This is a genomic window from Streptomyces sp. ID05-26A (assembly GCF_033794685.1).
In the GTDB taxonomy this organism is placed as follows: Bacteria; Actinomycetota; Actinomycetes; order Mycobacteriales; family Pseudonocardiaceae; genus Lentzea.
This window is the reverse complement of the sequence record NZ_JARAYZ010000002.1, coordinates 1,119,537-1,141,934: the sequence shown is the minus strand read 5'-3', so window position 1 is coordinate 1,141,934 and position 22,398 is coordinate 1,119,537. Positions and strand designations below refer to the sequence as shown.

Annotated in this window: 17 protein-coding genes; 6 read left to right on the top strand and 11 right to left on the bottom strand. The window is 70.8% G+C overall.

Going from position 1 to position 22,398, the window contains the following annotated elements; translation table 11 throughout:
- Nucleotides 1-2 precede the first annotated feature (2 nt).
- The 5 genes from PV646_RS21020 to PV646_RS21000 all read right to left on the bottom strand — a co-directional run bounded on the left by PV646_RS21020 (nt 3) and on the right by PV646_RS21000 (nt 6,599).
- Nucleotides 3-1,061 (bottom strand): hypothetical protein, encoded by a 1,059-nt coding sequence (locus PV646_RS21020; RefSeq protein ID WP_500343866.1) that lies wholly within the window; start codon nt 1,059-1,061, stop codon nt 3-5.
- Between the two features lie 631 nt (nt 1,062-1,692).
- Entirely contained in the window at nt 1,693-3,324 is a 1,632-nt protein-coding gene (locus tag PV646_RS21015) for a CHAP domain-containing protein (RefSeq protein ID WP_500345047.1), read from the bottom strand.
- Between the two features lie 762 nt (nt 3,325-4,086).
- Entirely contained in the window at nt 4,087-4,542 is a 456-nt protein-coding gene (locus PV646_RS21010) for a hypothetical protein (RefSeq protein ID WP_500343865.1), read from the bottom strand.
- A gap of 150 nt (nt 4,543-4,692) precedes the next feature.
- Nucleotides 4,693-6,129 carry a phytoene desaturase family protein gene (locus PV646_RS21005; protein ID WP_500343864.1) on the bottom strand — a complete coding sequence of 479 codons (1,437 nt, stop codon included), beginning with the start codon at nt 6,127-6,129 and terminating at the stop codon, nt 4,693-4,695.
- A 5-nt stretch (nt 6,130-6,134) separates the two neighbouring features.
- Nucleotides 6,135-6,599, bottom strand: a complete 465-nt coding sequence (locus tag PV646_RS21000; protein ID WP_500343863.1) for a MauE/DoxX family redox-associated membrane protein — start codon at nt 6,597-6,599, stop codon at nt 6,135-6,137.
- 201 nt (nt 6,600-6,800) lie between these two features.
- Here PV646_RS21000 and PV646_RS20995 point away from each other — a divergent pair, with 201 nt between their 5' ends.
- Both PV646_RS20995 and PV646_RS20990 read left to right on the top strand, forming a co-directional pair.
- The gene (locus tag PV646_RS20995; RefSeq protein ID WP_500343862.1) at nt 6,801-8,015 is read left to right on the top strand and encodes a sensor histidine kinase; all 1,215 of its coding nucleotides are present in this window, start codon (nt 6,801-6,803) and stop codon (nt 8,013-8,015) included.
- Complete coding sequence (locus PV646_RS20990; RefSeq protein WP_500343861.1) at nt 8,012-8,671, top strand: response regulator; 660 nt, start codon at nt 8,012-8,014, stop codon at nt 8,669-8,671. Before PV646_RS20995 ends, PV646_RS20990 begins: the two co-directional genes overlap by 4 nt.
- Before the next feature lie 28 nt (nt 8,672-8,699).
- On the opposite strand, the gene PV646_RS20985 is transcribed toward PV646_RS20990, so the two are convergent.
- Nucleotides 8,700-9,725: a helix-turn-helix transcriptional regulator gene (locus tag PV646_RS20985; RefSeq protein WP_500343860.1), complete on the bottom strand. Its 1,026-nt coding sequence runs from the start codon at nt 9,723-9,725 to the stop codon at nt 8,700-8,702.
- Nucleotides 9,726-9,822: 97 nt separating this feature from the next.
- Between PV646_RS20985 and PV646_RS20980 the strand changes: the two genes are divergently transcribed.
- The gene (locus tag PV646_RS20980; protein ID WP_500343859.1) at nt 9,823-11,061 is read left to right on the top strand and encodes an FAD-dependent oxidoreductase; all 1,239 of its coding nucleotides are present in this window, start codon (nt 9,823-9,825) and stop codon (nt 11,059-11,061) included.
- Nucleotides 11,062-11,157: 96 nt separating this feature from the next.
- Here the strand turns inward: PV646_RS20980 and PV646_RS20975 are convergent, their stop codons facing one another.
- The 4 genes from PV646_RS20975 to PV646_RS20960 all read right to left on the bottom strand — a co-directional run bounded on the left by PV646_RS20975 (nt 11,158) and on the right by PV646_RS20960 (nt 16,164).
- Complete coding sequence (locus PV646_RS20975; protein WP_500343858.1) at nt 11,158-11,586, bottom strand: SUKH-4 family immunity protein; 429 nt, start codon at nt 11,584-11,586, stop codon at nt 11,158-11,160.
- Nucleotides 11,587-11,690: 104 nt separating this feature from the next.
- Complete coding sequence (locus PV646_RS20970; RefSeq protein ID WP_500343857.1) at nt 11,691-12,395, bottom strand: DUF6875 domain-containing protein; 705 nt, start codon at nt 12,393-12,395, stop codon at nt 11,691-11,693.
- Nucleotides 12,396-12,452: 57 nt separating this feature from the next.
- Nucleotides 12,453-14,882, bottom strand: a complete 2,430-nt coding sequence (locus tag PV646_RS20965; RefSeq protein WP_500343856.1) for an ATP-grasp domain-containing protein — start codon at nt 14,880-14,882, stop codon at nt 12,453-12,455.
- Nucleotides 14,883-14,925: 43 nt separating this feature from the next.
- Nucleotides 14,926-16,164 (bottom strand): MFS transporter, encoded by a 1,239-nt coding sequence (locus PV646_RS20960; protein WP_500343855.1) that lies wholly within the window; start codon nt 16,162-16,164, stop codon nt 14,926-14,928.
- A gap of 246 nt (nt 16,165-16,410) precedes the next feature.
- Between PV646_RS20960 and PV646_RS20955 the strand changes: the two genes are divergently transcribed.
- Together PV646_RS20955 and PV646_RS20950 are read left to right on the top strand one after the other, a co-directional pair.
- Nucleotides 16,411-19,326 (top strand): AfsR/SARP family transcriptional regulator, encoded by a 2,916-nt coding sequence (locus PV646_RS20955; protein ID WP_500343854.1) that lies wholly within the window; start codon nt 16,411-16,413, stop codon nt 19,324-19,326.
- A 159-nt stretch (nt 19,327-19,485) separates the two neighbouring features.
- Complete coding sequence (locus PV646_RS20950) at nt 19,486-20,706, top strand: alpha/beta hydrolase (RefSeq protein ID WP_500343853.1); 1,221 nt, start codon at nt 19,486-19,488, stop codon at nt 20,704-20,706.
- 21 nt (nt 20,707-20,727) lie between these two features.
- On the opposite strand, the gene PV646_RS20945 is transcribed toward PV646_RS20950, so the two are convergent.
- Nucleotides 20,728-22,038, bottom strand: coding sequence for a hypothetical protein (locus tag PV646_RS20945; RefSeq protein ID WP_500343852.1), 1,311 nt, complete (start codon nt 22,036-22,038; stop codon nt 20,728-20,730).
- 193 nt (nt 22,039-22,231) lie between these two features.
- On the opposite strand from PV646_RS20945, the gene PV646_RS20940 reads away from it, so the two are divergent.
- Complete coding sequence (locus PV646_RS20940; RefSeq protein ID WP_500343851.1) at nt 22,232-22,378, top strand: hypothetical protein; 147 nt, start codon at nt 22,232-22,234, stop codon at nt 22,376-22,378.
- Nucleotides 22,379-22,398: the final 20 nt, after the last annotated feature.

Genomic DNA, 22,398 nt, shown 5'->3' with positions numbered 1-22,398 from the left:
GACTACAGCTCCAGGATCCTGGACGAGCCAGGTCTGGCGTCGATCGCCGCGAGCTCACCGGGACCGAGATGGGCGCGGCGCCGGGCCTCGTCGCGCAGGACGATCGCCCGCTCTTCGTAGTCCGCGATCAGCGCGTCCTGCTGGCCGATGGTGAGATCCGGGCTGTCGTAGATGGCCTCGGCCAAGGTGAAAAGGGCCGCTCGCCCCCGTCTCTCCCAGGTGTCCTTGTCGACTGATCGGGCAGCTTCCCGTTTCGCCTGCTGCCAGATCGAGTGGAACGGCAGCTGGTCGACGTCGAGCCTGGTCGGTGAGGCGCGCAGGCACATGAGGGTGAAGTCGGAGCCGCGGTAGGGCTTCACCGTGTCGGCGCTGTCGCCGTGGACGAGTCGTCCGGCACGGACCCACAGCAGTGCGGGGTCGACCTCAGGATCCGCGATCAGTGCCCAGTAGGAAGGCGAGGGAACGGCGTTCGTCAGGCGGAACTCGTGCCGCAGCCCGGCGAGGAGCTGCGTAGAGCCGGAGCCGAGCACGTCGTCGACGCCGTCGAGCACCGATTCCGCGATCCGCACCGCTGGTCCCACCAACCCCGCCACGTCCGCGGCACCCGCGACCCGCTCGATGCCCTTGAGCAGACCGCGGACGTAGTCGTGCATCTCGATCTGGCAGAGCAACGTCGTCACCACGAGCCGTTCACCCTTGGCCGGATGCGGCCCGGCCACCGTGGTGTCGGCGAACACCACGCCTTCGGCCGGCACGTCGGTCATCGCCCCGCGGATGAGCTGGGGACCGACCAGGAACGGGACCGCGCGGCTTTGGGAGTCGTGCTCGAATTCGACGACCGTGCAGACCATGGGGTCGTACTTGGTGAACCACTTTCGTTGATGAGAGAGAAACAGCTCGTTCACGGTGACGCTGAAATAGTCGCGGCGAGGAAGAATTTCGGACTGCCGCACGGGTTCCGAGATGAGCCGGTCAGGGGCGAAGTGCACGATCGAGGGACGGGCCGCGGGGCTCGATCTCGCCCGGTTGTAGAGGTCACGAACGCGGTCGTCTATCGCCACTGCGGAACCCCTCAGGTTGCGGTTGTTCCCGTGCTTGTTCGTCGTACGAGGTTCGCGTCGTGTTTCGTGCTCGGATGAGGTTCGTCCGATCGGCTCAACGCCGCGAGTGTCCTGAATGGACTGCGCCTGGCCGCGCGGGGGCCGCCCAGTCCAGCCGACGTGGAAGAGCGTTCCGTCCGGCGTGGTCGGCGAGTACGAATGGATCTCCACTTGGGGGTGCACGGCCGATCTGCCCACCGGTGCCGGTACGGCTTCGCCAGCGCACCTACCTGGCCTTCGGATTCGCCGCCCGGCACTTACGTCCGCGAGCAGCGGCGGGCTGGGCGCGTCGGACAACCCCGTTCGCCGTGCCCGGTCGTGGCGGAGGCCAGCCGGTGGCGATGAGTGCCGTCCTTCCGGCCGACGGCGTTGCCGTTGCCGCCGGGGCTGTCCTGGGTGAAACGCCAGGGCGCGGATCGCACGCCGACCTGGGTGTTGAGCCGCCACGCCACGAAGTCCGTCGCCGTTGCGGTAGCTGAACCGCAACGGCGACGGGGAGTTCGGATTGGCGATCGCGGACGGGGTGTCACGAGTCCGGCCGCGATCAGGAGCACGAGGAGGATCGAGTGCGCGGCTCTCCTTTGCCCGGCGGTTACATCGAGGTCCAGTTCCACATGCCGGCGCCGGTGCGCCAGAGGAACCGTGGCATCCCGACACCACCGTTGGCGCCGGGCAGTTGCCACGCGCCGAGGTCGTCGTTGCCGTAGTTGTAGAACGCGCTCAGCTCAGACCCGCTTGTGACCACCCACTTGCTGCTGCTGGGATTCCACATGCCCGGTCCGGTGCGCCAGCGGAAGGCCTGCTGGTCGACCCCGTTTCCGTTGCCGCGGAATGACCACTGCGCCAGCTCGTCGTTGCCGTAGTCGTACAGCGCCACCACGTCGGTGAGCTCGTCGTCTCCGAAGTCGCCCGCGACGTAGTAGGCCGACTGGTGCCGCCAGCTGCCCGGACCGCTGCGCCAGGAGAACCTGCCCTGTCCGATCCCGTCGCCGCTGCCGGGGAAGACCCACGTGCCGAGGTCGTCATTGCCGTAGTCGTAGAACGCCACCAGGTCCGTGCCGGGCGTGCCGGTGAACTCGCCCGCTACGAACTTCGAGCTCTTCATGTTCCACGTGCCCGGTCCGGTGCGCCAGCGGAAGGCCTGCTGGTCAACCCCGTCCCCGTTGCCGCGCAACGACCACACGCCCATTTCGTCGTTGCCGTAGTCGTACAGCGCAAGAACGTCGTCCTGGTCGTCGTTGCCCGCGAAGTCACCGACCAGGAACGTGCGGCCGTTGAGCATGTTCCAGTGCCCTGGTCCGGTGCGCCACAGGAGCCGCTCCCGCTCCAGGCCGTTGCCGGTCCCTCGGAACAGCCACGCGCCCAACTCGTCGTTGCCGTAGTCGTAGAAGCCGATGACGTCGGTTTTCCCGTCGTTGCCCGCGAAGTCGCCGGCGACGAACACCGCGCTGCTCCAGTTCCACGTGCCCTCGGGCGTGCGCCAGAGGTGAGCCGGTTGCCCGACGCCGTTCGTCGTGCCGGGGAAGACCCAGGCGCCGAGGCTGTCGTTGCCGTAGTCGTAGAACGACAGCACGTCGAGCTTGTCGTCGTTGCCGTAGAAACGTCCGGACACCGTGTGTTCGTCGGTACGGCAGCCGCGGTTGTTGGCTTTGCCGGGAACGCGCGGGCACCTGTCGATCGCGTCCGGCACTCCATCTCCGTCAGAGTCGGTGGGCGGGTTGTTCGGCGGTGGCGGTGGGGTGGGAGCGATGTCCTTGAAGTGGATGAACTCTGCCGGGTACCGGTCGCCGGGAGTGAGTCTCTTCCAGTGGAACTCGCCGCTGCTGCCGGCCATCGGGAAGTTGTCCTCGGACACGAGGATGTACCCGGCGCCGACTTCCTCGACGTACGCGACGTGACCTGAGCTACCTCCCCACCAGGCGATGGAGCCGACTGCCGGTGTCTGGTTCACTGCAACGTTGAACTGCCTGGCACGTGACGCCCACTGATAGGCGTTGCCGTACCCACGCAGATAGCTCGCGTCCGCGCCGTTGCGTGCCAGTCGGTATGCGGCGTAGTTGGTGCAGTTGTGGCCGGGAGTCATGCCCCAGTAGGAGGTGCCGCTGTTGGCGCCGTATCCGGCGTCACCGCGATTTGCTGCGGCACAACCCGCGTACCCGGTGCACAACGTCGTCGACCCCGCCGAGGCCGGGGCCGCGAAACCCGCCAGCGCCACCACCAGCACGGCCAGCAACGCCCAACGTCTACGCAGGAGATGAGAGATCCGCACAATCGGCTCCTCTATCCGTGGAACGACAGGAACTCTGTCGCACGGCCGAGCCGATCGGTTAGCGACGAGCTGCGGAGACCACACGAACCGCTCAATTGGAAACCTTATACAGGAACAAAAAGTGGACAGCTCGTGTAATGCCCGACGCAGGACAATGATCTCGCGTTTGATCCGCTGAACTGGGCTTTCGTCCGTCGAGTTCTTATCTGCGCTCGATTTCCAGATTGTTCTGAGTTGCCGGTCTCCTGCCGGTGTGCGGAGGGTCGATCGGCTGGTGTTTCCAGGGACGGGTGAAGGCCGTGCTGATGGTCGCCGCGCTGACAGCACCGACGACCCCGGCGTTCGCAAGGCATCGACGACTACCCCGGCCGAGTGGCGCAACACGGCCCAGGACTCGCGAATCGACTCCCGGGGTTACTGCAGCCGGGAGTGCACCGGCTTCGTCGCCTGGCGCCTGCGCTCCCGTAACGGGTCCGAGATGCCACGCCATCGGCAATGCGGGTGGCTGGAGTTCCTGGTTCTCCGCACGCGGCCACGCGGTCAACGGCACGGTCACCATGGAGGAGTACAACTACAACTGCCAAGGCACCTACCGGGAACGTCACGTCGTCGCCTCGGCGTTCCGTCATATCGACGCCAAGGACCTCGGTGTCGGCGGTGGTTTCGCCGACACCACGTTCGTACTCGACACAGACACCGGGACGTGCGGCCGGCGGTTCAGGGTGGCGGCACGACGCCGTCGGTCCGTTCGAGGTCGGAGATCCACAGGGCGAGCGCCGCCCGCGCGTCCCGCAGGGTGCTTGCCGGCTCGCCGAGTCCGCGCAACGCCAGCCGCCGCTGTTCGAGCCTGGGGCTCCGGAACTTCGGGAAGGCGAGCTTGAGGCACGTGTCGATCATCTCGGAGTGGTAGTGCAGCAGCTGGGTCACCCGGAACTCGAGCGATGCGCGGTCGGCGTCGCCGATGAGGTCCAGCGCCCATCCGTGCAGCCGGCAGTAGTCGGACGCGACCCGGCCGCCCTGGGGGGCCAGGTGCGCCGGGACCTCGCCAGGCCGCGCGCAGGCGTCGATGATCTGCTCGGCGGTGGGTTGGAGTGCGACCGCACGCGTGGTCACCTCCAGCAGTGATCGCAGCGCGATCAGACGCGCGGCGGCGGAATCCTTCGCACCTGCCACGGCCACGCCTCGCCGCGGGCGAAGCCCCGGAATCCGCATGTGATCCACCAGCCTCGACGAGCCACCCCAGAAGCATCCAGTATGAAACGCCACGGGGCGCACCGCGAGATGCGGGAGTGTGAACGGGCTTCCAGCCGGTCGCGTGTCGCGCTAGCCGCCACCGACAGTGGCGAGTCGCAGGTGCTCAAGCGCCCGGCCGGCGGCGTGGTATCCGCCCATGCCGTGCACTCCGGCCCCTGGAGGGGTGGCGGCGGAGCACAGGTAGATCCCGGGCACGCCGGTGTCGTACGGCTGCGAGGTCGGACGGGGCCGGAACACGAGCTGGAACGGGTCGTTGGCGCCGGTGAGGATGTTGCCGCCGATGTAGTTGGCATTGCCGCGTTCCAACTCGGCGGGATCCTTCGCCGAGTGCGCCACGATCCGTTCGGCGAAGCCCGGAGCGAAGCGCTCGATCTGACTGATGATCGCAGCGGTGGCGTTTCCGTCGTAACCGCGGGGCACGTGCGCGTAAGCCCACACGGGGTGCACGTCGCCCGCGGACCGGCTGGGATCGGCCAGGTACTGCTGTCCCACCAGGACGAACGGCGCGGCCGGCATCTTGCCTCGGTGCACGTCACGAGCATTGCGGAGCATCTCGTCCGGGGCGCCGCCGAGGTGCACGGTTCCCGCTGCGCGGCAGTCGGTGTTGCGCCAGGGCACTCCGCCGCGCACGGCGAAGTCGACCTTGAACGCCGCTGGTCCGTGGCGCCAGCGGCGGTAGGCCCGGCGCACCCGCGGTGGTAGCCGTTCGCCGAGAACGTCCGCCGCTGTGGAGGGAGCGGTGTCGAGCAGGACTACGTCGGCCTGCGGGAGGTCCGAAGTGGACCTGACCCGCGTGCCCGTCACGGTCGTGCCCCCGAGGTCTCGCAGCAGCGCGGTCAGCGCGTCGGTGATGGCCTGCGAGCCGCCCTCGGCGACCGGCCAGCCGAAGCGGTGTCCCGCCGCGATCAGCATTGCCGCCACGGAGGACGTCATCGGTGCGCGCAGGTCGTGCATGACGTGTGCCGCCACGCCGAGGAACAGGCTCTGCGTCGCCGGCGAACGCCACCATCGGCGCATCAGCGCGGCGGGCTGCACCGCGCGCAACCCGAACCGGGCCAGGTGCACCGGGTGGGAAGGCCACCGCAGCAGCGGTCCCAGCAGGTCCTCGGCAGCGGTCTCGACGTGGGCGGCGAGCGGGCCGAACGCCCGCAGCCACCGCTCGCCGTCACCTGCCGGCAGACCGGACGCGGTGTCCTCCGCCGTTCCGCGCAACACCACGCTCGTGCCGTCGTCCAACGGGTGCGCGAGCATCACCTCGGGATGCCGCCAGCGCAACCCGTACCGCTCCAGGTCGAGCCCGCGCAGGAAGGGGGAGAGCACGGCGGTCGGGTGCACGGCCGAACACTCGTCGTGCAGCGTTCCCGCCACGAGCTTCTCCGTCGTCCTCGCGCCACCGCCGAGCCGGCCGGAGGCTTCGAGGACGGTCACCTCGACGCCGTGCTGCGCCAAGCGCACCGCTCCGGCCAGACCGTTCGGTCCTGAACCCACCACCACCGCCTTCGCCATCGCGCTCACCCCCTGCTGTCCGTGCGCGAACGCCGGGCCGTGTCGATGGCCGGGTCGGCGAAGATCTCCCGCAGCTTCGCCCGGTCCTGGAGCACGAGGTATCCACAAAGGACGGTGTAGAGGGCCGCCAGGTACTTGACCGACGGGTAGTCGAACGCGAAGTCCATCAGCGTGATGTTGAGCCCCACCGCGAACAGGGCGCAGGCGCCGATGAAGGTGGTGCGGCGGAACAACAGCATGAGCGCGGGCACCAGCTCGAACAGACCGGTGACCCGGCCGTAGAAGGGGGAGTAGCCGTAGAACAGCCACACCAGCGACGTGCCGTCCACGGTCGACTTCGACAGGTCGTCCCAATCGCCGTAGTAGTACTGACCCCCGGCCAGCTTGACGCATCCGTAGACGGCGAAGACCACCGCCATCAGCAGCCTGATCGCGAGGACCACCTTCGACGGGGCTTTGCTCCAGATCATCCTTCGTCTCCGCGTTGTCGTGGCCGTGCTGCCCGTCAGCGCGGCGTCTCACCACATCCTTCGGTCCGGCACCCGGAGAGCACGTCCTGCGCGGGGTCCGTCCGGCGGACTTCGGGCAGGACGCCGCGTCCTCCTGGAGGAGGACCCGCTCGGGCCCGGAGGAGGACGGCGGCACCGCGCGGAGTCTCCTAGCCTGTGCTCGTGGACGTGCGGCAGGTGATGGTGTGGCTCCGGGCGCGGCCGCTGGTGTTCGACCTGGCGCTGGTGGCGTACTTCCTGTGGCCGTCGCTGCCGGGCACCGTGTTCGGCAGGTCTCCGTGGTGGTTGCAGGCGCTGGTGGTCGCCGGCCTGGTCGGGCCGTTGCTGATCCGCCGTCACCGCCCCGGCACGGCGATGACGATCGTGCTGGCGACCATCGTGCTGGAGTTCCTCACGTCGCCGTGGGGCACGTTCGTGCCGATCATGAACCTCACCCTGGCCCCGGTCCTGTACTCGGTGGCCGTGTACGGCCGCCGGCAGCAGGTGTGGTTCGCCCTCGCCGGCAGTGCGGTCGTCGTGACGTGGTGGGCGGTGCGGACGTTCGAGGCGAGGGGCGGGCAGTGGCGGGAGTTCGTGGTCGCGGTCGGCTTCGTGGTGCTGCTCCTGCTCGCGTGCTGGTTGCTGGGCGAGTTCGTCTCGGCTCGTCGCGCGTACCTGCTCGCGGTCGAAGATCGTGCGGCACGGGCCGAACGGGAGCGGGAAGCCCTGGCACGCGCCGCGGTGGCCGAGGAGCGCACGCGGATCGCGCGGGAGATGCACGACGTGGTGGCGCACGCGGTGAGCACGATGGTCATGCAGGCCGAAGGTGCGCGGATGTCGCTGACGAGCGGAGGTGACCAGGTCGAGCAGGCGTTGCGCGACATCAGCCGGGGCGGCCGGGACGCGATGGGCGAACTGCGGCGCATGCTGCACCTGCTGCGCCAGGAACCGACGGGCACCGCGCCCCAGCCCACCGGCGCCGATCTCCGCGCGGTCGTGCAAGGCGTGCGAGCCGCCGGGGTGTCCCTCGCACTGGAGGAACGCGGGGATGCGGCCGATCTGCAGGCGGGGCTGGTGGTGCAGGTCGTGCGGATCGTGCAGGAGGCCTTGACCAACGTCCTCAAGCACGCGGAACCTCAGGCCACGGCCCGGGTCGTGGTGGACTGGGGTGCCGCGGGCGACGGCCGGGAGGTGCGGCTGAGCGTGCGCAACACCGCCGCGTCTGCGGCACGGGGTCCACTGGCCGGGCTGCCGTCCGGTGGGCACGGCCTGGCGGGGATGCGGGAACGCGTGGCCATGTACGGGGGAACGCTGAGCGCGGGGCCTGCCGCGGACGGAGGGTTCGCCGTCGAGGCCGTGATGCCGGTCGGCGCGGGGGAAGGGACGATCCGAGCATGAGCCGGGCACGAGTGCTGATCTGCGACGACCAGGAGCTCATGCGCAGCGCGTTGCGCATGATCGTGAGCAGCCAGCCCGACCTCGAGCTGGTGGGCGAGGCCGCGGACGGCGCCCAGGCAGTGCGATCGGCCGTCGAACACCGCCCCGACCTGGTGCTGATGGACGTCCGGATGCCGGTGCTCGACGGTGTGGAGGCGACGAGGCGGGTGTGCGAGGTGAGTCCCGGTACCAAGGTCCTGGTGATCACCACGTTCGACCTCGACGAGTACGTCGAGCGCGCCCTGCGCAACGGTGCGAGCGGGTTCCTGCTCAAGGACGCCACGAGCGAGGAGATGCTGGTCGCCATCCGCGCGGTCCTGCGCGGTGACGCCGCGATGGCGCCGGCGGTGGTGCGCCGCCTCGTCGAGCGGCATCTCAGCACCCCGGCAGCGCCGCCTCCTGACCCGCGCCTGTACCGCCTCACCGACCGGGAGCGCGAAGTCTTCGTCCTGCTGGCCAAGGGCGCCAGCAACGCCGAGATCGCGGAGCGGCTGTTCCTCGGGGAGACGACCGTCAAGACGCACGTCAGCCGAGTTCTGTCCAAACTGGACCTGCGCGACCGCGTCCACGCCGTCGTCCACGCCTATGAAAGCGGCTTCGTGCGCCCCGGAGAGTGAGTGGCCCGGACGGCACAGCCGCCGCTGTTCACGAGAGAAGACCAGGATTCTCGGCGGTGTCGGCGATGTCGGCGATGGCGGCCCACCGGCGTGTGAGGCGTCGGCACGCGTCGACGAGTTCGGGTGGGTGGACGTCGGTGAGTTCGGTGTCGAAGGTGGCGAGGATGCCGGCGATCCCGGCCCAGGACCAGGCGCCGAGAGTGAGTCGGCAGTGCTCGGTGTCGAGGTGTTCGACGACGGAGCCGCCGGGTGCCCAGCGGGCCACGACGCCGGCGGGCAGGGTGAGCCGGGCGGTGCCGGTGCACTGCCAGGCGGCGGGGGAGTCGCCGCGGTCGTGGGTGCTCATCACGAAGTGGGCGAGGTCGTCGCCGGGAAGTGCGCGGGCGGAGAAGTGCTGGGTGGTGGGGCGTGGGTGCAGCCGGTCGACGCGGTGCACCCGCCATTGACGGTCGGTGAGGTCGTAGGCGACCAGGTACCACCGAGCGGCCCAGACGACCAGGTGATGTGGCTCGACGCGGTGGGCGGGCAGGAAGTCGGGGTCACCGGGCTCGGGGCGAGTGCCGTCGGGACGCAGCGTCTCGGTGACGAGCAGGTGGCGGTTACGGACCGCGGTACCGACGGTGGTGAGGGCGGCCGGATCGATGGGAGGCGCGGGGAATTCCCAGTAGTTCCGCAGCCGGGTGAGGCGCAGCGATTCCATGGAGGACCGCAGCGCGGGGGGCATGACCTGGTGCAGCGTGGCCAGCGCTCGGGCCGCGTCGTCCCCGAGGCCGTACATCGTGCTGGGCGCGGTTTGCAGGGCGACCGCGACCGCGAGGGCCTGGTCGTGGTCGAACAGCAGTGGCGGCAAGGTCTGCCCGGCGCCGAGCCGGTAGCCGCCGTCGGGGCCGTGGACGGTGGCGATCGGATAGTCGAGCGCACGCAGGGTTTCGATGTCGCGGCGGACGGTGCGCTCGCTGGCCCCGAGCCGTGTGGCGAGCTCGCGCAGCGACCACTGCCGTCCCGATCCGAGGAGGGACAGCAGTCGCAACGCCCGGTATGAGGTGTTCGCCATCTTCTCAGCATGAACCCGGTGGTGGCCATTCGGTGTCCACCACCGGTGTCAGCGTGGGGTCAGGTCGGACGAGCAGTGGCGTGAAGGGCGGACAGGTATGCGGGTGGTCGTGGTCGGCGGCGGGATCGGTGGACTCGCGCTGGGGGCGGGGTTGCGTCGCCGAGGGTTCGAGGTGGCGGTGTTCGACCGCGACACCGATGTGGCGGCAACGGGCGGTTACCACATCACCTTGGACGAGCGGGCGCAGTCGGCGCTGACAGACCTGGTGGAACCGAAGATCATGCAGCGGTTGCTGGCATCAGGTTCGGCGCTTCGGCTGCGTGAGCGTGACGCGTTCTGGGACCGCCGCGGCCGGCTGCTCGGCCACGGGCCGGATCTGAGCGGCAGCGGCAGTGTCGACGTCGATCGGATCACCCTGCGGTTGCTGCTGGCGGAAGCGGTCGGAGATGACTTGCACCTGGGACGCGGTGTCTCCGGCGTCGGCCTCGATGACCGCGGCGCGCCCCAGGTGTTGTTCAACGACCGCGCGCCGATCTCGGCGGATCTGGTGGTGGGCGCGGACGGCAGCCACTCGGTGGTCGCCCGCCACCTGGCGGGAGGCCCGACCAACAGCCCGGCGGGCATCATCGGGTTCTCCGGTCGTACTGTTCTGCGAGACCTCAGCGTCAGCGAGCAGCAGCGGCTGAGGCCACGGTCGGGACTGGCGATCGGCCCGCGCGGAGCAGCGCTCTACGTCGGTTTCCTCGATCCGGTCGGCAACGCCGCCCTCGACGCTCCCGAGCTGCGAATGTCGGTCACCACGGGACCCACCTACATCTGGGGCGCCATGTTCCCCGAATCCGCCGCGACCGATTCCCTGCGTGATCTGCGCGGAAGCGAGCTGCAGGCCGCACTGCTGGGCCGGTTTCGGGAACGGAGCTGGGCCGGCCACACGCTCGAAGTCATCGCCCGGGCCGACCCGCACAGCGTGGCGGGGTACCGCTTCAACGCCTCCTCCACGCGAGCGAAGGATCTCGCGCCCTGGCCTGCGGGCCGGATCACCGCGCTCGGCGACGCTGTCCACGCCACACCGCCCACCGCCGGCATGGGAGCCGGCGCGGCGATCCGCGACGCCGCCAGCCTGCTCGAGTGCATCAGCGACGCCGCCGGCGGCACCGTCACCCTCACGGACGCCGTAGCAACTTTCGAGGCAGGCATGCGCCAACGCGGAAGCGAAGTCCTCACGCTGGCCATGAAGACCGTTCGCTGGATCCTGGCCACCGACACCGCACTCGGCTCGGCGGTGACCGCCGTGAGCACTCCGCTTCTGGCCGCAGCCGCCCGTCTGCGCAACTGACGAACCGCGCGATCCCCACCGGACCTGGAACTGCTGCGTTTCGCGAAGCCTGCGCCGACCTTCCGGTGGGATCGGTGCCCCAACGTCGTGAACCACTCACATGCCGTAGCCGAGCTCCTCGGTGGCCACCGACCAGAACTGGTTCTCGTCACGGACCGCCTTCCGGTCGACTTTGCGGATCGCCTTGCGGGCGCGGTTGCCGATCTTCTCCAGTGCCTTGTCGTTGTCCTGGTCGGTGGACTCCGCCTGTTCCTTGGCCTCCAGGTAGATCCGTGCGGACGCGGCGAACTGGTCCAGCGACTGGTTGACGAGCTCGGTGTCGTCGCGATCAGCGGCGAACCACACCTCGCCCTTGTCCCGGCTGACCACCAACTGCTGCACGCCGGGGTCGTCGGCCAGGATCGCGCACGTCCGCCCGGCCACTTCTCGCTCCGGGTAGGGCGCGGTGTGCCACTTGCCCTCGAACGGCACACGCTCGACATCCAGGCCGGCCACCGCGTTTCCGATCTCAAGGTCTGTCGCCATGGGCACAGCTTGCCAGGTGCCGGGACGCCGTCCGGCACGAAGGTCGACCTTCAATGGTCGGTGAAGTACCTGCCGTGGAACGACATCCCCGTGCTCCCGGCCGTTCACGACTGGAGCTTTCCGTCCATTGTGGATGAAAGCGGCGGAGCACCCAGGCCGAACCCGGCGGCGACCTCGGCCACGTCGTCACGCCAGCGCGCCGGGATGTCCTCGGGTTCGACGCGGTCGAGGTAGGCCGCGACGAAGTCCCGGTCGTCGCGCAGGAACGGGAAGTCCGTCGGCACGAGCGACCGGATCGCCAGCATCGGCACCGGGCTGCGCAGCGGGCGGAACTCCGGGTTCCACAACCCGGACTTCGGCGGCGGCCCGTCGTGGAACTCGCCGATCATCAGACCCCGTGCGACGTAGTCGGCCTTGAGTCGCGACTGGGCCTCGTCGACCAGCCGGGAAGCGCTCTCCGGGAACAGCACCAGGATCGTCAGGTACTGGGCGGCGCGCCCGGCCGTCGCCCGCAGCTCCAGGCACCACTCCCGGTAGCGGGCCAAGGCATCGATGATCTCGCCCACCGCCCCCGGTCGGCCGGGGTGGACCGCCAGGTACAGCAGCCCCTTGTCCAGGGAGGACTGGACGAACGGGCAGACCGGGCCGTTGCGGCCGAGGTCGGGGTGGGGCTTGACCAGGTACTGGTGGGCCCAGCCGACCACCGAGTACAGGGCGTTCTGGTGGTGGCGAACCTGGTCGGGCAGCGGTCCGCGCAGGTCGGACAGCTCGACCAGGAAGCGGTTCGGGTCTGCGGGATCGACGATCATGGCATCAACTTTCGAACTCCGTGGACGTCGTGGACCAGGCCGGTCCGCGGTACCTGGTCAGCCCGCCTGGGTGCTGATGCGGATCTGTGAGACCGCTTCCGCACAGCGCGCCACGGCGTCGCCGGCGGTGTCGCCGGTGGCGATCACGTGCCCGCACACCCTGTCGTCGGACCACCGCAGCGGCGGCACCTCGGTGCCGGGTTTCGCGGTGAGCGTGAGCGACGTGGCCGGGTCCAGCGTTTCCGGAGCGGTCACCTCGGTGACGGTGCCGGGCTCGGCGATGACGAACCGCACCGCCGCGCCGCCCTCTGCCTGTCGCGGTTCCGGCCGCCACGCCACCAGACCCAGCGGCACGCCGACGGCGAGCCGCATCAGGTCGACGCCGTGGACGAGCCGGACGAGGTCGGGGATGTAGTCGCCGCCGACGCGGTTGTGCGACTCCACGACGCGCGGCCCGCGCCCGGTGAGCTTGATCTCCGTGTGCGACGGTCCTTCGACCAGGCCGACCGCGTCCAGCAACGCCGTGGTCAGCTCGCAGACCTGTCGCCGCACCGTTGGGGTGAGGTCGGCGGGTATCGCGTGGCCCACCTCGACGAACCCGGTGCCCAGGAACTTGTCGGTCAGCGCGACGACGGTGTGCACGCCGTCGTGGCTGAACGCCTCGACGCTGATCTCCGGCCCGTCGAGGTACTCCTCGGCGAGCACGACGGTGCGTCCGGACTCCTCGACCCGGCGCCACGCGGGCGGCACGTCCTGCGGCGTCGCGACCATCTCCACGCCGTCGCTGCCGCCCGAGTCCAGCGGCTTGACGACCAGCGGCACGCCGTCCAGCTCGTCCAGGAACGCCGTCAGCTCTTCGGCGCTGCGCACGGTCCGGTACCGGACCGGCGACAGGCCGGCTTCGGCGAGCCGGTCGCGCATCAGCGCCTTGTCCTTCAGCAGCCGCACGGTCTCGACGCTGTTGCCGCCCAGCCCCCATTCGGCGTTGAGCCGCGCGGCGGGCAGCAGGCCCGGTTCGGTCAGCGTGAGCACCCTGGCGAACGGCCGCTCGGCGTGTTCGCGGCGCAGGCGGTCGACGACCCGGTCCGGCTCGGCGAACAGGTCGACGTGGAAGACGTTCTCGCACAGTTCGTCCGACCGGGGGTCGTAGCGGTCCGGGTGGTGCACCAGCGTCACGTCGAGGCCGAGGTCCGCGGCCGCCTGGAGCATCTCGATGCGGCCGCCGATCACCGCGACCCGCACCGGTTCGGTCACCAGCCGGTAGTGCGCGGCCGTCGCCATCACCCGTGTGGCGACCTCCTCGGTAGAGGTGCCCCGGTGGCGGAACCTGCCGCCGACGAACTCGTACGAGCCCGCGGTACGGGGAATGACGGATCCGATGGCGGGGATCGCCTCGGAGTAGGGGCCGTCCTCTCCGACCATGCTGCCGGCGGCGACGACCCGGCACGGGGCGGGCCGGTCCAGCGGCACGTGCAGGCAGCCGGCGACCGGCTCGTCGTCGTCGAACGGCGCGAGGTCCGGAACCTCGCCGCACTGCAGGGAGAACTCGCACTCCATCAGGTCGATGCCGTGCACGTCCCGCCACACGAACGGGATCTCACCGCCGCCTGGCCGGCAGCCGACCTCCAGGAACACGAACTCGCCGTCCGGCGTCAGGAACAGCTCCAGGTGGAACACCCACGGGTCGGCGGACATGCCGGGCACCAGCACCCGCAGGAACTTCTCGGCCTCGGCGAGCAGCGCCGGGTCGTCGATCTCGACCGAGCCGACCGGCTCTCCCATGGCGAAGGCCAGCGGCCCGAGAGCCGCCGCGCCGGGCACGTTCTGATACGCGTTGAGCCGCCACGGTCCCAGCACGCCGCCGCCGAGGTGCACGCCGTCGACGTGGTGGATCCGGTGCGGCAGGTACTCCTGGACCACCAGCGGATGCCCGGAGTCGAAGGGGAGGTCCAGCAGGGGGACGGCATCGGCCGAGTCGAGCCGCCGGACCCCCGTGCTCGCACGGCCCTGCAACGACTTCACCATCACCGGCCAGCCGGCCTCGGCGGCGAAACCGGTGAGCCCGAAGGAGTCGGTGACCAACTCGAAGCGCGGCACGGGCACGCCGGTCCGCCGCGCGGCCAGCAGCATCGCGTGCTTGTCCAGGAAGTGGTGGAGGTCGGCGGACTTGCGGCCCCGTGAGGAGAACTCCTCCCGCAGCGCAGCCGCCACGGCGAAGTTGCTCTCCTGGAGCGCCACCACCGCCTCCGGGCGGCCGTGGGTGCGCAACGCGGGTTCCAGCGCCGCCCGCACCGCGGCGTGGTCGAGCAGGTCCTCGACGACCACGACCTCGCGGGCGTTGGCGGGCACCGCGGCCCGGCCGACATCGGTCGTGACGTAGGTGACGCGGGCGATGTCGTGGTCGAGGTAACGGGCGTACTCGGCGAAAGAGTCGCGCCACCGGTTCAGCACGACAACGTGGGCGTCGCCGATGCTCTTGACTGCCATCGCGGCGTTCCTTCTCTCCGGATCGTTCTCGTGTGGACAGTTCCTATGTGGACGAACCGACGGCCCGCCGGGCGAGCACGGGCCGGTAGGACGTCACGATCAGCGCGGCGAGCACGCAGAACGCCGCCGCCATCCCCCACGGCGGCAGCACCGTGCCCGCGCTGATCCCCGCGGCCGAGATCAGCAGGCCGCCCTGGACGTCGAGCTTGAACACCGCCATGTAGCGGGTGCGCGCGTGGTCGGGAACAAGGCCGGCGAGCATCGCCTGCATCACCGGGATGTGCAGCAACTCGCCGATCGTCAGCACCAGCACCGCGGCCATCAGCACCACCAGGTCCGCGCCGAGGGCGAGGACCACGGTGCCCGTCGTGAACAGGGCGATGCCCAGGTAGACGCGCGACCGGTCGGCGAGCCCGCGCGCCAGCCGTTCGGAGAACACCGCCAGCGCCATGATGAGCAGCGTGTTCTCGGCGCGCAGCACACCCAGCACCTCCACCCCGGTGAGGTGGACGTGCCACGGTCCGAGCGCGAGCCACTCACGACGCTCCGGGAACGCCTGCGCCAGGCGCACGCCGATGTAGCCGATGAGCTGGGTCTCCAGGCCCAGCCACAGCGTCATGCCCGCGACGAGTCGCAGGAACAGGCGGTCCTGGAGCGCTTCGGCGTAGCCGCGCAACAGCTCGCCGAACCGCGGCCGGCCGACCGCCTCGGGCATGGTCTCGGTCAGGTATCTCAGGCTCACCAGCGCGGCCACACCCGCGACCGCGGCCGCGACGGTCAGCATCGCGGTGAAGTACCCGCTGTAGAGGAAACTCGCGAACAACGCGCCCGCCGCGAGCGCGGCGTTCACCGTCCAGTACTGGAGGGTGTAGACGGCCTTGCGGTGCTCGGCCGGGGTGACGTCGACGATCATCGCCTCGTTCGCGGGCAGGGCGAAGTTCGACACCACGTTGTTGAGCACGTAGAAGGCGAACAGCGCCGCCGCGGAGTCCCACCACGGCGAACTGGCCGCCGCCATGCCCAGGAACGCGACCGCCGTGCCGGCCGTGCCCACCAGCAGCGGCAACCGCCTGCCCCTGCCGTCCGCGACCGGTCCTCCGGCCAGACTCGCGACCACCGCGAGCACGACCGCCGCCCCGACCAGCAGCCCGGCCCGCGCCGCGCCGACCTCGTTCGCCAGGTAGATGGCCATGAGCGGGGTGATGATCGTGTTGAGGGTCCGCTCGACGAACGCCACGGTGATGCGCAGCCGGAGATTCGGGTGCAGCTCACCTAAGCGCATTCCGCCTGTCCCCCAATCAGCGTGGGTGGACGTCGCACAGTTCGTGCCGTGCACGTCCGTTCCACCGCCGGCAAGCTGCCGCACCTCGATGCTTTCCGTCACGGCTGGACCGCCTCTGGTCGGCCTCTGGACCGGAATGCGTCCGCACTTCGCTGATCGTCTGGATGGCGGCTGGAACGGTTCTGCGGGGCGTGCCAGCATGGAACTTCGTTTGCGCCGGGACGAGCGGCATGATGGGGGTCGTGAGTGCTGGTCGTTCAAGTGCTCGGCCCCGTCCGGGCCTGGCGTGACGGCACCGCGCTGGCACTCGGCCCGGCCGGCCGCAAAGCCGTGTTCGGCTTGCTCGCCCTCGCCGGCGGCAAGCCGGTGACCCGCGCCGAGCTGTTCGACGCGCTGTGGGGAGAACGACCGCCGCTCAGCGCGACCAACGTCATCCACACCCACGTCAAGCACCTGCGGCAGGTGCTCGAACCCGACCGCGGCGCCCGCGCGCCGAGCACGCTCCTGCCCTCCGTGGGCGATGGGTACGCGCTCGACCTGCCCCCGGACGGGGTCGACGTGATGCGGTTCCGCTCGCTGGTCGCCCGCGCCAACTCAGTGGCGCGCGACGACCCCCGGCACGCCGCGGACCTGCTGGGCGAGGCCTTGGGGTTGTGGCACGGACGTCCGCTCGCCGACGTGCCGGTGCTCGACGCCCACCCCGCCGTCGTCACGCTGGCCGAGGAGCGCCGGGCGGCACTGGCCCGGCACACCGAGGTGATGATCACGATCGGGGCGGCGCGCGACGTGCTGCCCGCGCTGGTCGAGGACGCGGCCGCGCACGGGCTCGACGAGGCGACGCACGCGTTGCTCATCCGGGCTTACACCGCGGCCGGTCAGCGTGACCAGGCGTTCGGCACCTACAACCTGGTGCGGCGACATCTCGCGGAGGAGCTGGGTGTCAGCCCCGGACCCGAACTGACCGCCGCCTACCTCGACGCGCTCGAGGAAGCCCCCGTGGACGGCGTCACCGCACAGGCGGAATCCCGGCCCGCGTCGCCCGGCGTGAACCAACTGCCGGGAGACGTGTTCGGCTTCACCGGCAGGCACGCGGAGCTCGCCGAACTCGGCCGGGTGCTGGGGGCCGAGCGGACCGGGGTGCCCATCGTCGTCGTGTGCGGCACAGCCGGCGTGGGCAAGACAGCGCTCGTGCTGCACTGCGCTCACGGCATCCGGCCGGACTTCCCCGACGGGCAGCTGTACGTGGACCTGCGCGGGTACGACCCGCGGTCGCCGGTGACGGCGGAGGACGCCCTGAGCCGCCTGCTCGACGGCCTCGGCGTGACCGGAGCGGACGTCCCGGTCGATCCCGATCAGCGGGCCGCGCGGTATCGCGCCGAACTCGCCGACCGGCGGGTGCTGATCGTGCTCGACAACGCGTCGTCGGTGGATCAGGTGCGGCCGCTGTTGCCCGGCACGCCGGGCTCGCTGGTGCTGGTGACCAGCCGCAACAGCCTGGCGGGCCTGGTCGCGCTGCACGGCGCCCACCGGCTCGACGTGGACCTGTTGCCGGCGCCGGACGCGACAACGCTGCTGCGCACGCTGATCGGCGAGCGGGTGCGACGGGAACCCGCCGCCGCGGCGGAGCTGGCCGCGCAGTGCGGCCGGTTGCCGCTCGCGCTCCGGATCGCCGCCGAGCTGGCCGCGTCCCGGCCGGACAGCGCGCTGGCCGAGCTGACCGGCGAACTGGCCGACCGGCGCCGCCGGTTGCACGTGCTCGACGCCGGCGACGACGTCCGCGCCGCCGTGCGGACCGTCTTCTCGTGGTCGTACCTCCAGCTGCCGCCGCAGGTCGCGAAGGCGTTCCGGCGATTGGGTCTGCACGCGGGCCCGGACGTGACACCGTTCGCGCTCGCCGCTCTCACCGGGAGCGACCCGGACTCCTCGCGCCTGACCCTGGAGGTGCTGGCCCGCAACCACCTCGTGCAGCCGGTACCGGCCGGCAGGTTCGTCGTGCACGACCTCCTGCGTGCCTACGCCGAGGAACTGGCCCGCGAGCACGATCCGGCGCCGGAGCGGTCCGCCGCCACCGAGCGGCTGCTCGCCCACCACCTGGCGACCGCGTCGGCGGCGATGGACCTGCTCTACCCGGCCGACCGCCCCTACCGGCCCGACGTCTCCGTGACGCCGGCGCTCGCGTTCCCCACCGCCGACGCCGCGCGCGCCTGGCTCGACGCCGAACGGTCCACCCTCGTCGCTCTGTGCCGTTTCGCCGAACGGGACGGCCGGACCGGCTACCCGATCGACCTGGCGAACACGCTGTTCCGCTATCTGGAGGGTGGTCACTACGCGGACGCGTCGACCATCCACGAGTGCGCGTTGCGCGCCGCCCAGCGGGCCGGCGAGGACGGCGTGCTGGCCGCGGCCCTGACCAACCTCGGCGCGCTGAGCCGCCTCCTCGGCGACTACGACCAGGCGGCCAGGCACCTGACCGAGGCGATAGACCTGCACCGGCGGACCGGCGACCACTACGGCGCGGCGCGGGCGTTGTCGAACCTCGGCATCGTCCACGAACGGCTCGGGGAGTACGAGCAAGCGGCGTCACTGCACCTGGAGGGGCTGGCCCTGCACCAGCGGCTGGACAGCCGGTACGGACAGGCGGCGGCGCTGCTCAACCTCGGCAACGCGTACAGCCGCCCCGGCCACTACGCCGGTGCCGCCGAGTACCTGGAACGCGCGCTGGAGCTGTTCCGCGGTCTCGGGGACGCGGTCGGCGAGGCCAGCGCCCTGTCCAACCTCGGTGACGTGTGCACGAACCTGCGGCGCTATCCGGACGCGGTCCGGCACCTGTCCGAGGCGCAGGAGTTGTTCGAGCGCCTCGACCACAGCTACGGCGTGGCGTCGGCACTGAGCAACCTGGGCCACGTCCACACCCTGCTCGGCGACTGGGCCCGGGCGCACCGCTGCTACACGTCCGCCCTGGAGAAGTTCCGGGACATCGGCCACCGGTACGGGGAGGCGAGCGCCCTCAACGGTCTCGGCGAGATCCTGCGGACGGCGGGCCGGCTGGACGAGGCCCGCGACGCGCACACCAGCGCACTGCGGATCGCCACCGGGACCGGCGACCAGGACGAGCAGGACCGTGCCCGCGCAGGCCTGGGAGTCGCCCGCCAGCACGCGTGAGCACGGGGTGGCCGCCGCGACCGCGAAGCCTCTCGGTCCAGACGTCGTCCAGTTGCCGCCGGACGACGTCCATTCGCCGTCCAGCCACAGCCGGGAGATTCGGCACAGCCGGCGTTCGTGCGGGGGAGCCGGTCGAGGGTCTCGGGGGAGAGGGAGCCGGTGCGCTACGAGTTCGAGGACTACTCCCTGGACCCGGCACGACTGGAACTGCGTCGAGGCGGCGAGCGGGTGCACGTGGAGCCGCAGGTGTTCCAGGTGCTGCTCCACCTGATCCGGCACCGCGATCGAGTGGTGCCCCGGACCGAACTGCTGGACAGCGTGTGGGGCGACCGTTTCGTGAGCGACTCGGCGCTGGCGTCCCGGGTGAAGGCCGCGCGGCGCGCCGTCGGTGACAACGGGACGTCCCAGCGCGTCATCCGGACGATGTTCGGCCGCGGGTACCAACTGGTGGCTTCGGTGCGCGAGGCGCGCACCGAGGTCAGCGTGCCGCCGAGCACACCCGTGGTGTGGCCGCAGCAGGGAATCCGGTTCTGCACCTCGCGGGACGGCGTCCGGCTGGCTCACGCGCTGACCGGGTCCGGTCCGGTGCTCGTCCAGGCCGCGCGAGGCATGACGAGCCTGGACCACGGGGCGCCCGGTCACGGGCTCCTGCGCCTTACCGAACGGCACACGCTGGTCCGCTATGACGCGCGTGGCTGCGGGCTGTCCGATCGGGAGGTCGATCGCTTCGGCCTCGACGACTGGGTCGACGACCTGCTGGCGGTCGTCGACGCGCTCGGTCTCGAGCGGTTCCCGCTCCTCGGCGTGTCCGAAGGCGCCGCGGTCGCCGTCGCTTTCGCCGGCCGCTACCCGGAGCGGGTCGACAGCCTGGTCCTCTACGGATCGTTCGCGCGGGGACGGATGGCGAGGGCCACGACCCAGCGGGAGAAGGAACTGGCGGCGTTCGACCTCGACCTCGCCCGGATGGGCTGGGAGCACGACGAGTCCGGGATCCGCCAGGTCTTCACGGCCAGGATGCTGCCGAAGGCGAGCCGTGAGGAGTGGGAGCAGTTCGACGAGGCCTGCCGCCTGGCCGTCTCGCCGGAGACCGCTGTCCGCATCGTCACCCTGTTCGCCCACGTGGACATCCGTTCGGCGGCCAGGGCGGTGCGGTGCCCCGTTTTGGCCGTGCACGCCAGGAACGACCGATCGGTGCCGCTGGCAGCGGGGCTCGAACTGGCGAACCTGCTGCCGGGGAGCACCTTCGTCGCGCTGCCCGGCGACAGCCACCTCCTGGCGGACGCCGATCCGGCCTGGTCGATGTTCGCGGGCGAGCTCGGCGCGTTCCTCGGGGCGGCGGGGCGCGGGCCGCAGGACGGCTCACCCCCGCCCATCGACTGACCAGGACTCCGGTCACCGACGTCAGGCGAACTTCGCCCGCGGTGGCGCGGTGGCGGGATCGGCGACCACGTCGATGATCAGCCGGCCGCTGTCCGCCCAGGCTCGGGCCGCGGGCCACGACCGCAGTGCCGCGAGGACGTCGGCGGCGCAGTCGAGGCCTGAGCCGTCCGGCCGATAGCGGCACCGCAGGCGCAGCGTGCCACCCGTTTCGCTGAGCGACGTGTGGACGTGGGGCTGGGCGAGGTCGTTGACCGTCACCCCGCTCAGCGTCGAGCGGAAGTCGGCACGGCACACACCGGGCCGGTCGAAGGCGTCGTACAGGCCCTGCGACGGGACCAGCACCGTCGTCGTCCCGTCGACCGAGGCGATGATCGAGGTCTCGACCCGGCCGATGCGGCGCAGCCCGCCCACGTGGCCGGTGCGGCACGCGGACGTCTCGTCGAGCACCTCGACGAGGTCGCCGGTCAGGTACTTGACGATCGGCTGGGCGATTCCGAAGGGGTAGAGCTCCGTCACGGCCAGCCTCGCCGTGCCGGCGGTGACCAGCTCGTGGGAGTCGAGGGCGACGGCCTGCGCCACCAGTTGCGGGTCGAACTCCAGGTACCCGCAGTGCGGGCACACCAGCGCCTTCCCGCGGCACTCCGAGACGGAGAAGCTGTCGAGCACGGGGCACTGCCAGTACTCGCCCAGCCAGGCGATCCGCCTGCGACCGGGGTAGCCGCCGAAGAGCCCGACGACCCCGATCGCGAAGTCGGAGACCGGGATCTCGTGGTCGACGACGTACCGGGTGAAGGCGTGGATGCCGATGACCCCGCCCGACAGCATGGACACGCGGGAGGCGACGCCGGGAGCGGTGAACCTCCTGCGGAGCATGTGGATCGTGCGCTCGGCGTGTTCGTCGTCCACCACGGTTCCCGGCACTCGCACCGCGCCCGACGTGTCGGCCCCGCCCACTCCGTGCCACGTGGACAGGAAGTCCAGCCGCAGCGGTCGTACCGCGCCCGCCGGAGGAGGTCCGGCCGCGGCCTTGGCGAACGCGCCGGCGAGGTTCCGCTCGCGCGCGGTGAAGTACCGGGTCATGGACGATCCGGTCGAGCCGGACGAGAAACCGACACCGACGATCTCGTCCCCGTCGTCGAGCATCGGCGAGAGGTCCTCGCTCAGGTGGCGCCGCTCGGTCGGGGGCAGGGCGGCGAGCAGCGCCCACGCGTCCGCGGCGCCGGGTGCGCCGAGGTGCCGCGCCCAGTGGTCTCGGTAGAAGGGGTGACGCGCGGCGTGCGTCAGCGTCGGCCCCAGTTGGCGATCCCTGAACCCACCTGATCTTGTCGTCATCGCTCTCAGCGAACCAGCACCGGTGGGGCCGGGTCATGGAGATCCCGTGGAGATCCTTGGAGCCGCGAGGGACCCGGATGGTCCACGGATCGAGTCGCGAATCGTTGCCCTGCACGGAGTTAGCGTGCAGAAGCCAGTCCCGCCGCACTGGTGGCACACACCAGTGCCAACGAGATCGAGAGGAGACCACATCATGGACAACAAGTCGCTCGACACCGGCGCGATCGAGTCCTACGTCGCCGACACGACGGAGGCCGTCGGCCGGTTGAGCGCCCTGCAGGAGGTTCCCGCCGAACTGCTGCGCGAGGTCGGCGGCGCGCTCGGAGAGCGCCCCCACTAGACCGGGCGAACGCGCGAGGA